The 12,066-nt window shown below is 38.9% G+C and carries 13 protein-coding genes; 2 read left to right on the top strand and 11 right to left on the bottom strand.

The annotated features are described in order from the left end of the window. Positions 1–163: 163 nt before the first annotated feature. The 7 genes from CXF74_RS05635 to CXF74_RS05605 all read right to left on the bottom strand — a co-directional run bounded on the left by CXF74_RS05635 (position 164) and on the right by CXF74_RS05605 (position 7,849). Positions 164–1,549: a sodium-dependent transporter gene (locus CXF74_RS05635; protein ID WP_101081432.1), complete on the bottom strand. Its 1,386-nt coding sequence runs from the start codon at positions 1,547–1,549 to the stop codon at positions 164–166. A gap of 224 nt (positions 1,550–1,773) precedes the next feature. Further along, on the bottom strand, positions 1,774–2,328 hold the full coding sequence (locus tag CXF74_RS05630; RefSeq protein ID WP_101081431.1) for a cell division protein ZapC domain-containing protein: 555 nt from the start codon (positions 2,326–2,328) through the stop codon (positions 1,774–1,776). Positions 2,329–2,384: 56 nt separating this feature from the next. Then, complete coding sequence (pyrD, locus tag CXF74_RS05625) at positions 2,385–3,395, bottom strand: quinone-dependent dihydroorotate dehydrogenase (RefSeq protein WP_101081430.1); 1,011 nt, start codon at positions 3,393–3,395, stop codon at positions 2,385–2,387. 554 nt (positions 3,396–3,949) lie between these two features. Beyond that, positions 3,950–4,735 (bottom strand): hypothetical protein, encoded by a 786-nt coding sequence (locus tag CXF74_RS05620; RefSeq protein ID WP_101081429.1) that lies wholly within the window; start codon positions 4,733–4,735, stop codon positions 3,950–3,952. A 30-nt stretch (positions 4,736–4,765) separates the two neighbouring features. Next, positions 4,766–5,065 (bottom strand): hypothetical protein, encoded by a 300-nt coding sequence (locus tag CXF74_RS05615; RefSeq protein ID WP_101081428.1) that lies wholly within the window; start codon positions 5,063–5,065, stop codon positions 4,766–4,768. A gap of 67 nt (positions 5,066–5,132) precedes the next feature. After that, positions 5,133–5,846 carry a tRNA (adenosine(37)-N6)-threonylcarbamoyltransferase complex dimerization subunit type 1 TsaB gene (gene tsaB / locus CXF74_RS05610; protein ID WP_101081427.1) on the bottom strand — a complete coding sequence of 238 codons (714 nt, stop codon included), beginning with the start codon at positions 5,844–5,846 and terminating at the stop codon, positions 5,133–5,135. Between the two features lie 80 nt (positions 5,847–5,926). Continuing rightward, positions 5,927–7,849, bottom strand: coding sequence for an ATP-dependent DNA helicase (locus CXF74_RS05605; protein ID WP_101081426.1), 1,923 nt, complete (start codon positions 7,847–7,849; stop codon positions 5,927–5,929). Positions 7,850–7,923: 74 nt separating this feature from the next. Between CXF74_RS05605 and CXF74_RS05600 the strand changes: the two genes are divergently transcribed. Continuing rightward, positions 7,924–8,295: a nitrous oxide-stimulated promoter family protein gene (locus CXF74_RS05600; protein ID WP_101081425.1), complete on the top strand. Its 372-nt coding sequence runs from the start codon at positions 7,924–7,926 to the stop codon at positions 8,293–8,295. Here the strand turns inward: CXF74_RS05600 and CXF74_RS05595 are convergent. Further along, positions 8,285–8,515: a hypothetical protein gene (locus CXF74_RS05595; protein ID WP_101081424.1), complete on the bottom strand. Its 231-nt coding sequence runs from the start codon at positions 8,513–8,515 to the stop codon at positions 8,285–8,287. The genes CXF74_RS05600 and CXF74_RS05595 overlap by 11 nt on opposite strands. 114 nt (positions 8,516–8,629) lie before the next feature. Beyond that, positions 8,630–9,634: an adenosine deaminase gene (gene add, locus CXF74_RS05590; RefSeq protein ID WP_101081423.1), complete on the bottom strand. Its 1,005-nt coding sequence runs from the start codon at positions 9,632–9,634 to the stop codon at positions 8,630–8,632. Between the two features lie 242 nt (positions 9,635–9,876). Here add and CXF74_RS05585 point away from each other — a divergent pair, with 242 nt between their 5' ends. Further along, on the top strand, positions 9,877–10,038 hold the full coding sequence (locus CXF74_RS05585) for a DUF2986 domain-containing protein (protein WP_101081422.1): 162 nt from the start codon (positions 9,877–9,879) through the stop codon (positions 10,036–10,038). Between the two features lie 10 nt (positions 10,039–10,048). Here CXF74_RS05585 and CXF74_RS05580 read toward each other — a convergent pair whose 3' ends face one another. Continuing rightward, positions 10,049–11,191 carry an ATP-binding protein gene (locus tag CXF74_RS05580; RefSeq protein ID WP_101081421.1) on the bottom strand — a complete coding sequence of 381 codons (1,143 nt, stop codon included), beginning with the start codon at positions 11,189–11,191 and terminating at the stop codon, positions 10,049–10,051. 162 nt (positions 11,192–11,353) lie between these two features. Beyond that, positions 11,354–12,034, bottom strand: coding sequence for a response regulator transcription factor (locus tag CXF74_RS05575; protein WP_101081420.1), 681 nt, complete (start codon positions 12,032–12,034; stop codon positions 11,354–11,356). Positions 12,035–12,066 lie beyond the last annotated feature (32 nt).

The raw sequence follows: 12,066 nt of genomic DNA, 5'->3' as shown, positions 1-12,066 counted from the left end.
CACCCCGAAGCTACTTCGTTACACAGAGGGCACGAAGAAACCCTAAAAATGAGATGATTATTTAACCTTGCTGTTGCCATTGCTTTCAAAATATAGACATAAAAAAACCGTTAAGCGAATACTTAACGGTTTTGAATAATCATTGAATGCTATAATTCGTTACTTAGAACAAACCAATCGCATTAATGAATACGAAGATAATCGCAATCGGTGCTACATAACGTAATAACACCATAATCACTTTAAACTGACCTTCTGATAAATCGAACTCTTCTTTTACAAACTCGTCTTTCATAAACCAGCCTACAAACACAGAGATTAATAACCCCCCTAGCGGTAACATGATATTAGCCGTTAAGTAATCAAGACCATCAAAAATCGTTTTACCTTCGCCCATAAATGGCAGTAACGTCCACTCTTCACCCGATAGAGAGAAGATAGTAAGTAAGCTTAATAACCAAATAGCAACACCGGCTACAATAGCAGCTGTACCACGTGTTAACCCTTTACGCTCTACTAAATAGGCAGCAGCAGACTCAAGTAATGCAATAGCCGATGTAAAGGCAGCAAATACAACCATGACGAAGAATAATGTACCAACAACATCACCCATTGGCATTGAACCAAAAGCGATTGGTAATGCTTGGAATAATAAACCAGGACCTGCGCTTGGCTCTAGACCATGTGCAAATACGATTGGGTAGATAGCAAGACCTGCGATAAGTGCAACCACCGTATCCGCAACCGCAATCATGATAGAAGTTTTAGCGATTGATACACCTTTAGGTAGGTAAGCACCGTAAACCATCATGATACCTGACGCTAAACTTAACGTGAAGAAGGCATGACCTAACGCAGTTAATACACCATCAATGGTTAATTTAGAAAAATCGACATGGAACATGAATGCGAATGCAGCCGCAAAGTCACCCACAATTGACGAGTAAATCATAATACCAACAAGTAATACGAACATTGCAGGCATCAAATACGTTACCGCTGTTTCAAGGCCGTCTTTTACACCTTTAGATAAAACGTAAATAACAGGAACAACAATTAACGTCGTGTAAATAAGTAATTTAGGCACACTAGTGACTAGCTCACCAAACAAACTACCAATTGCGCTTGCATGTGTTGCTGGATCAGCAGCTGCCGCGCTGAACTCACCCGTACCCGCATAATAGACGTAAGCGACAGCCCAGCCCGCAATAACAACGTAGAAGCTTAAAATAAGAGAACCCGCTAACACACCCATTGAGCCAATCACTGACCAATGAGATGATTTTCCGGATTCAGTTGCCACCATAGAAGCGGCATTTGCAGGTGTAGAACGTCCGCGCTTACCAATGGCAACTTCCGCCATCATCACAGGAATACCAATGAACAAAATACAAAGTAGATAAACTAAAACAAAAGCACCACCCCCGTTTTCACCCATTATATAAGGGAACTTCCATAAATTACCTAGGCCAACCGCGGCGCCTGTTGCCGCAAGAATATAGGCGTATTTGTTTGACCATCGATTCGAAACATGGGTTTCAGTTTTCATTTTAATCCCTTAAATGTAATAAATATGCTTCTTTATAGAGAATTCGACAGTGTATTTCAAGCTTCTGAAAACGGAATATTTACCAACAAATGACAAACAAAAAATCACAGGGTGACTAAAAACTCACTAAAGTGAATTTAAATTCAATAAAGAACAGGAAAGGTGAGTTTTAATTCACTTGAGGGAAGTGTGTTACAACAATGTTAATAGTTTCAAATGGGATCTTAAGCAATCTGAAATGATTGCCTGCTGTTCTCACCGGCTATTTCTACCAAACTTAACTTATCCAAGGTCACTTTAATAATTTGAAATTGTGGCAATGATTTTCGCTTGGTTAATTGATGAATTTTGTCAATAAGCATGCACAGGGCGAAGTCTTTTTCATCTTCTAGCACCAGGTAATGCGCTGATTCATGTTTATCTTTAGCGGTTAAACTGATGTGCACCATAGGTTCGATATTTGCCGTATTTATCGACTCACTATCGGAGAATAACCAACTTTTAGGCATGATAGGTTTATGAAATAACTCAATGGCGAGGATATGTAAAATGATATTACAAGCAAACTCATCTTGGTAATCTTCAAATGCAGCACTCTCAAAAAGCTCTGTGTAACGTGCAACATCATCCACAGTGAAAGGCATAGGCATTGTATCGGGTAAAACCAGCATATTATTTTTATAGGTGATATCAACAAGATAATCACCCATTTGTAATGTTAGAAGGTCTCTCTGTGTATCAAAAACCCACTGCCAATTGGACTTTGGTATAAAATCCATGTTTCACCCGATGTTATTAAATGATCTTAAAATCTTAACGCTTGATTAGTATTTAATCAAATATTGTTTACTATTTGCTTAACCAATGGCGGTCCTTGGTAAATAAAACCGCTGTATATTTGTACTAAACTTGCACCCGCTTCGATTTTTTCTTTGGCTGCAATCACACTATCAATACCGCCAACGCCAATAATAGGCACTTCACCTTTAAGGTGTGAAGCAAACTTTTTAATCACTAATGTACTTTTACTTTGTACTGGGCGTCCACTTAAACCACCCGCTTCTGATGCATGTGACATCCCTTTAATCATACTGCGATCAAGCGTTGTATTAGTTGCAATCAAGCCATCAAATTTATGTTCAAGCACTGAGTTAGCAATTGACTCAATCTCTTCATCACTTAAATCAGGTGCAACTTTAAGTGCGATTGGTACATATTTATCATGTTTTTTATGTAGCTCTGCTTGACGTGTTTTTAATGATGATAATAAATCATTTAATGCGTCACCGTATTGTAAAGAGCGTAATCCTGGCGTGTTTGGCGACGAGATATTCACTGCGATGTAATCAGCATGTGCATACACTTTGTCCATACATAAAAGGTAATCATTTTTCCCCTCTTCAACCGGTGTTGAAAAGTTTTTACCGATATTAATACCGATGATACCTTTGAAATTACTTTCTTTAACATTGTTAATAAGGTTATCAACACCATGATTGTTAAAACCCATACGGTTAATAATACCTTCAGACTCTAATACACGGAAAATACGTGGAGAGTCATTACCAGGTTGCCCTACAGGTGTCACAGTACCAATTTCAATGTGACCAAATCCCATCGCGCCAAATGCATCAATACATTCGCCATTTTTATCTAAACCGGCAGCAAGACCTAATGAGTTAGGAAAAGTAAGGCCCATTACTTCTACTGGACGCTGTTGCACTTTTTGACGATAAAACATGTCCAACACAGTACCGTGTGTCATTTTTAACTGTTTTAACGATAAATCATGGGCTTTTTCAGGGTTTAGTAGGAATAAAAAACTACGCATAATGCGGTATAACATAATAAAGGCCTTTAAAATAAGTGGGATATATACCCAAGCTACTTGAAGATGCAGGAATCAGCCAGTTGAGAGGTAGCCATATTCAAGGCATGAAGTTGAAGGTTTAGTCATTCTAAATCAATGCTTCATAACACTGAAGAGGGTTACCTCTCACCTGGCCCTACGGGAGGTTCGCTCGAAAGCCAGCTCTGCGTTACAACATTCGAAAAGGGAATAACCCTTATCTTCATGTCGCGCCTTAATCTGACATCCGAGCGATCCTCTGAATCTGCATCTTCATCTTCAGGTAGTTTGGGTATAATAATTGGCGCTATTGTACCGCTATCCCCATGTTATACCAAGTGCATTAAATATGTGATCTTGTATTACGCAGGAAAAAGCAGTGCTATCAAGGCATGAGTTACAGGAAGTCGTTGTTCTCTTTTTACAAAATCATCAGGAATTATTTTGAACCGCTTTAGCTGGCCACAACGTAGTGAAGAACAGGACGTACTGAGTGATCATGCATTGTCATGAATGACCACAATAAGGATAGTTAATTATTTTATAGTTAATTATTTTATAGTCAGGTTTTGATAAGCATGCACACGTAATCGCCAGCCTTTTAACCAACGAAACTCATCTCTAGGCGCATTTTTTACACGACGCGTGAGCATTTCATCAGCCGCTAAGCCAAAACTGCGTAATGGATTATCGTAATTTTTAGGCATCGCAAGTAACACTTGTTTTAACCCCCAGCCTTTACCTTGATAACGCTCTTTTTCATTCACGCCTTCGCCTTTAAAATTCACATAATCAAGTAATGTGAATACTGCTTCTGGTGTTTTAAGACGCTCAAGGTTTTTGCTGATTGTTTTTTGCTCAGTAGCGGTGCTTTTTTCAAGAATAAGTGGAATGGATTTTTCTAAACGTAGAACAATAAAACGGACTTGTAATGCTAATTGCTGGCTAAGTATTAGACGTAATTCAGTGAGTTGTGGCTCATTAAATGCGTTATAAAACTCTTCTCGAGATTGCCAAGGTGCTACTTTTAATTCAGTCAACCAGTGAGGTAGTTCAACGTTATTCTCTAGCATAAATTGCACTAATTGCGGGAATTGCTCTTTGAACGGGCCTTTTTCAGCAGTGGGATACCAAATGAAATGTCCAAGTCCTAATGAAGGAAAGTCTTCCCCTCTATTCCACGTGGTGAGGTGTTCAATTTTTTGTTGCCCTTCATTTTTCCAGATTAAGTAACCTAACTGCTTAGCTTGTTCTGTTGTTAGATTAACCGTATAGGGCGCACTGAATAGCGAGAAACTAGAAAGGGATAATAACAGCAGAAAAGCGAGTCGAAACATTTGGCAGACCTAAAAAATAAAATAATGCCATTAAACCACAAAATGAAAACTCATGCTCTCCATAATTGATTCACGTTTTTCCTGTGCTGCAATTTGTGTATATGCATTCACAGCACCCTGCTGTTTCGGGCTCGGTTGATCATAACCCAGACTTTGGTGCAGTGTATCTTTTTGTTTTTCAGAGAGCACCATTGAGAACTGTTCAGACTTCGCTTTTTTTACAACAGGTGTTACTTCACTAACGCTCGCAGAAGGCGCACTTTTTGTGCTAGCGCCTTTGCTCACATTAACGGGTGAAGTCATAAATGTTGTGTTATTTACGATTGCCATCTAATACCTTACTCAGTTCTCAATGTTAATTTAATTCAATTCAATTCAATTCTTATATAACCATCGGTTATTCACGACCTGGTAGTTTTTTCCAGGTTACTTTATCACGTAAATAAACAGGAACGGCTAACTCAGGCTCAACGGCCAACCCTTTTTGGACATCATGACAGACTTGATCGAGCATGTATTTAGACGATGGGAATTCGATATCTAATAACTTACCCATATTAAAATAGTCTAAAAGTACAGGATATGCCTGCCAGCCACTGCCAACTAATCCAGAATTTTCAACAACTGTTAACTCAAGAGCCAAAAGATCCTCGGGTTTAATCACCACTTCTTCAGCAACCAGTGTCATCAAATCACCAATCAACTGATAATGGCCAAAATAGACTTCGCCCATGCGCGCATCAATGGCAGCATAAACATTTGATACATCGTTTGTTTTATACGCTTGCTGTGCCATCGCTTGTAATGTTGACACCCCAACCATTGGTTTTTCAATACCGAATGCTAAACCTTGTGCAATACTAATGCCAATTCTCACACCCGTGAAACTACCAGGGCCACGCCCATAGGCAACAATATCTAAATCATTCACAGATAAATTAGCTTCAGCTAAAACAGACTCTACCGTCGGTAGGATTTTTGTTGTGTGCTCACGAGGGGCAAACATAAAACTATCGAAGATGACTTTCTCACTACCATCCTGTTTTAATATCGCCACTGAACAAGCTTCCGTAGAAGTATCAACACATAATATATTTAATTTTTGAGACATTTTTAACCCTGTTTTATTATCATTGCCCAGAATAACGCCATTATAAAAGCTTGTTTCTGTATGTGAAAGGCATACTGCTGTTAATCTATATTTTTTAAGAAAGCAATTGCGTTATCTAGTGAACGAGTACGCGGCATGCACGGTAAACTATTCAAGAAAAGATTACCATATTTACGTGTTACCAAACGATTATCACAGACAATCAATACCCCCTTATCTTGCTCTGCACGAATTAAACGCCCGATACCTTGTTTGAAGGTGATCACCGCTTGTGGTAATTGCACATCAAAGAAAGGGTCTTTGCCCTTTAACTGCGCGTCTTCAATACGTGCTTTTAAAAGGGGCTCTTCGGGCGAGCTAAAGGGTATTTTATCAATGATCACGCATGACAACACTTGCCCACGAACATCCACGCCCTCCCAAAAACTGCCTGTTGCCACTAAAAGCGCATTACCGTGGTCCACAAATTCATCAAGCAAGGCTTGTTTACTCTTTTCACCTTGCAGTAAAACCGGCATGGTCAGTGTTTGTCTAAAACCTGTCGCTAGTTGATTCATCATCGAATGACTGGTGCATAAAAAGAAACAACGTCCTTTGCTTGCTCGGATAACAGGGGCTAACTGTTCAACTAATTTTGTTGCCAGTCCTGGTGTGCCCGGCTCTGGTAATAGTCGCGGTACAACAAACAAGGTTTGATTAGCATAATCAAAAGGACTATTAAGCTGTAAGCATTTACTATTCTGCAAACCTAACAACTCAGTGAAGTGATTAAATTTTCCTTTCACGGAGAGCGTTGCCGAGGTAAATACCCAAGCGGCTTCTTTTTTCTGACATTCTAATTGAAAACGATCTGCAACACTTAGCGGCGTAATATTTAAAGAGAAATGTTGTCTTGTACAATCAAACCAATAACTAAAACCACTCTCATTGACGTCATTTAATTTTTTAAACAGTAAGGTGAATTGATTTAATCGCTCATAACAGTGATCCAATACTTCACTTTTTCCAAGGCGCTCAAGTAACACTTCATTTAAAAAATTCATCACTTGCAATAAACGTTGTGCATGCAATTGCATAACACGTTCTTTTGATTTGTCACGCCAACTACCTGTGCCTTTATCAATGGCAAAGGCTAAACGAAAATCAAGCGTGGCCACGCGCAGTTGTTCTGCAGCTTTAGATATTTGTTTTGCTTCACGTAATTCGGTGCGATAAACAAAATCAATTTCTTTGGCTAATTCGACTAATTGACGGCTTGAAAGTGACTCTCCAAAATAGAGACTCGCAATATCAGGGAGTTGATGTGCTTCATCAAAAATGTAACTGCTTGCATCGGGGATTAATTCTCCAAAACCCGTTTCTTTTACCGCTAAATCCGCAAAGAAAAGGTGATGATTAATCACCACGAGATCCGCATCCATCGCTTTTTTACGCGCTTTAACAATAAAGCAATCATCAAAGCTTGGGCATTCTCTGCCGAGGCAGTTGTCGTTGTTACTGGTAATCGCAGGGATAATAAAGGCATCTTCTGCTAAATCATCTATTTCAGCAATGTCCCCTGTTTTCGTTGAAAGCGACCAGTTTTTTATTTTAACCAGTTCTATTTGTAACGATTTTTCTTTATGTTTACTTTCTAACATAAAGCGACTTAGGCGTTCATTACACAGGTAATTACTGCGCCCTTTTAACAAGGTCACTGTGCCCGTGAAATTAGTCGCTTTAACCAATAACGGAAGATCTTTGATATAAAGCTGTTCTTGCAACGCTTTACTACCGGTAGAAATGATGATTTTTGACGCATTACTTTTATCAAAGCTCAACAGAGCAGGCGCTAAATAAGCAAAGGTTTTACCCGTGCCTGTTTCAGCCTCTACGACTAAAGGCTGTTTGCTTTTAATCACCGATGCGACAGCTTCCGCCATCTCGACCTGCGCATCACGCGCAATAAAATGGGGTAAAATTTGACTTAACGCACCCGATGGTGAAAAAAATGATGAGATCAAAGTGACAACTCTTGATGGCTGATTAATTGACTGTATTCTACAGCCATAAGGGTAATTTAATAGGGTTAAAATTGATGCTAGATTTACCAGGTTTACTTGGGCTTGAATTTAAAACCATTAACGCGATGGTGAGACTTTATTGTCAGCGCTTTCATACGCAACAGGGAGAATGTACTGAATGCAGAGACTTTCTGATTTACGCAAATGAGAAACTAGACAGATGCCCCTACGGTCAAACTAAACCGACCTGTAACCAATGCCCTATTCATTGTTATAAAGCAGAGCAGCGCGCGCAAGCCAAAACAATTATGCGCTACGCAGGCCCAAGGATGTTAATTTACCACCCTATTCTTGCCATTAAACATTTACAGGCAGAAAAAAGAGTGGTGCCAAGTGAAGTTCCTGAGCAAAAAAGTAACCGTCATTTACGAAAGCTTAAACCGTAATATCAATGACAGATTGTGATTCCGCGTCGTGAACCGTTTTTTCTTTGATATGTATTTTTTTGAGATTATGCGTGCTTTCAGCAACATCTTCCGGGGAGCTATTATTTTTTCTATTTGAAGGTTGGTATTTTTTAAGTTTTTGATTGGCAATTTTTGAATCGCTAAAGGGCTTAAAAATATAAGTGCGGTTAATAAATTGTGTAATTAAATGCTGACTCATTGAACCTCTCCCGTCGATAACCTCAAATAAGAAATAATATAACTCTCTATAAAGGTTATCGGCAGAAGTGATCAATGCTTAAATGAAAAACGACAAATAATTGATTATTATTTGTTAACCACGTAATAAAGCCATTTCGCGTAATATTTGCTTTTCTTTATCAGAAAGAAAGGCTTGCTCTAAACCGTTGATTTGAGCTTGACGAATCTGCATTAGGCTTAGACCTGCATTGGGAGCCGCCACTTCATATTCAAAAGGCAATTCAATGCCTTCAACAGCGGGATCATCCGTATTAAGTGACGCGCTAATACCATGCTCTAGGAAAGTTTTAATGGGATGATTTTTAATATCAGCAATGGTGCTTGTTTGTAGGTTTGAGGTAATGCATGACTCAATACCAATTTGATGAAGCGCTAAATAATCCATCAGTTTAGGATCTTCAATCGCTTTAACCCCGTGACCAATACGCACAGCGCCTAATTCATTAATGGCTTGCCACATACTCGCAGCACCGGCAGCTTCACCCGCATGCACAGTGACTTGTAGCCCTGCATCACGCACTTTTTTGAAATGTCCTACAAAAAGATCGCCCGGCTTACCCAGCTCATCACCCGCTAAATCAACCGCAACGAGATTATCTTTTTGTGAAAGTAATCCCTGCAACTCTTGTGAACAGGCTTCTTCGCCAAAAGTACGACTTAAAATACCAATCAAATTAGCTTTAACATTAAAATCACGGCAACCCGCTTGTACGCCGTCAACCACTGCTTCAACAACACCCGCAATCGGTAAGTTATGTTTCATCGCCATGTAATAAGGTGAAAAACGCAGTTCTGTATAATCAATACGCGCATTTTTAGCATCTTCAACATTTTCATAAGCCACACGACGACAGGCATCAAGATCACCTAATACAGCAACTCCCCAATCAAGCTTTGATAAGAAAGCCACTAAATTTGCTTCTGTTTCTACTACTTGCACAAAAGGACGAAGGGATTCAACCGTAAAAGCCGGAAGATCTAATGCAAATTTTTGACCGAGTTCTAAAATGGTCTGAATACGAATGTTACCGTCAAGGTGGCGATGGATGTCGGTAAGTGGCAAGTTGGTAGTGATCATAGTAGAGTCCCTTAATGTGCACGATGCAGCCATCATGCTAAATAGCTGAGTAGTCTTATTGTATATATAAATTATTGGACAGTATAATGTAACACTGGCTAATTTATCATCGCTTTATTGTGTTATTTCACTGTATTTTTAACAAAAAACAATTCAATTACATAATCTGTTGGTTATGCTAAAACTTGTATTTACTAACCAGACCTTTACAATGCCATTTTTTAAAAAGCTAGGAACCAATTATGAACCGCAAGAAAAAATTAAATAAGATTTTAAATTCACGTATAAAAAAAATGAATGCAAAAAAAGGCCCTAATAGTAAGGCAACATATGTTTCTAAAGCAGAACGTGAAAAGTTAGCACTTGCTCAAGAAAATGAGACTGAACAAGCCATCACAGAGTAAAAAATCATAATTATTGCGTGCTCGAGGTTAAAAAATGCACCTCGACGTAATAGCCACGATCTTCAATCACACTGTGGTATTTCCAACCAAATTGTTTGCTTAGTTTGTTAATCAATTTTAACCCTAAGCCAAAACTAATAGGTTGATCCTGTGAACAGCTGCTCGCTTCAGCGTTAACGTTACGAATACTAATGAAATTAGTGCCTTGCTTAATGGTTACTATACCATTATCAGTATGTTGAAAAGCATTACGTAACAGATTAGCCACCACAATATGACAGCCTCCCAGTGGTAATTCCAGCTCACTGTTTAACGTCTCTAACTGCACCGAAACTTGCTTACCAAATAACAAATAACGCAAGCTATCAACGGCAGACTCAACCAAAGTATCTAGGCGCAATAAGCTATAACTCACCGAACGTTCATCTTCGCGACTTAACCATAATAATGTTTCGGTTATATGCAACATAGTTGAGTTAGCACGCGTGATACGGCCTAACACCACTTGTTGTTGCTGTTCGGATTTATTGGCTTGTTTCATTTTTTCTAATAGCGCAAGATTACTGTTAATCACAGTAATGGGAGTGCGTAATTCATGGCTGGCATTACGTAAAAACTGATGCTCTCTCTCGAGAGTCACTTGCACTGAATTTAAACTGCCGTGGATAATCTTTGCCAGCGAATTTAATTCAATATAATTAAAGTCAGGAGGCGCTAGCTGTAAACTCGTTGCAGTAAGTGATTTAGCCCAGTCTCGTAGGCGCTTAACAGAATGGTTTTCGTAAAGTACTATCGCCATCACCACCGCTGTAAAAATAATAATAGCGATAATCGCCAGTATAAAAATCAATGATGTGTGCGCGGTGCCAGAAGCATTAATTAATGCGGAATGTGAAACAAAACGGAGTAGCCCTTCTTCATTAGTGAATAAAGAAACAATAAAGATAGCATTAGGCACTGAAAAAATACTATCGCGAGTGACAACGACACATACGTCATTTAATTGCAGGTTAGCTTGTGCACACTTCGCTTGAATATCGACAGGTATATCTTGCCAGGCACTAGCAATCGAGAAAACTAATACCGACACCGGATTACCGTTACTCACCCCTTCCACTTTTGCCAGTTCACCCATGGTTAATAGCAAACTCACTTTGACACCGTCAATAAACGAAAAATAGGCGAAATAGGCAAAAGACAAAATCAAACTAACACCGAGTAATAAAATGCCTAATAAAGAAAAAAGACGTCGATTAGTTTTTTTTTAGGCTGGCTTTTATTGGCCGTTATCGTGTCTTTATTGATTGTTTTATCGTTACTCATGCGGTTGATCCAACCTAAACGCAAAACCATGCCCTTTTATGGTGTGTAACAACTCACTTTGTTGAACTAAATCAAGCTGTTTTCGTAAATGATGTATATGTACTTTTAAGCTATTACTATCGGGGCTAGCATCTCCCCAGATACGCTCTATTAATGTATTACGGCTGACCGCATTAGGGCTATTCGACATGAGTAGGGTTAATATTTTTAGCCCTGTCGGGGAGAGTTTTAATAATTGATCATCGCAATAGACGGTTTTATCTAAGAGATTAAGCTTCAATTTACCAATCGTCAGTGACTTCATTTGCCCACTACGACGTCGTGATAATGTACGAACACGTACAACAAGTTCATCCATATCAAAGGGTTTGACTAAATAATCATCAGCCCCTGCATCAAAACCTTTAATTTTATCGGCGAGCGCATCACGTGCAGTCAGCATGATAACGGGGGTATCAATGCCTTGTTCTCGAATATTCCGACACAGTGTTAAGCCGTCCATTTGTGGCAAACCAAGATCCAGAATGATCACTTGATAAGCATTTTCTGTGATTAAATTTAATCCAGAGACACCATTATTTGCATAATCACAGCGTATATTTTCAAGTGAAAAATAATCAATAACCCCACTAGCAAGGTCAATATTATCTTCAACTAAAAGCAGGTTTAGCATATTTATTAATCTTTTAAATTAAAGTAACAAGA

It is taken from the genome of Psychromonas sp. Urea-02u-13 (genome assembly GCF_002835995.1).
Lineage (GTDB): Bacteria > Pseudomonadota > Gammaproteobacteria > Enterobacterales > Psychromonadaceae > Psychromonas.
Note: the sequence above shows the minus strand (reverse complement) of the source record. Positions and strands in the feature narration are given on the sequence as shown.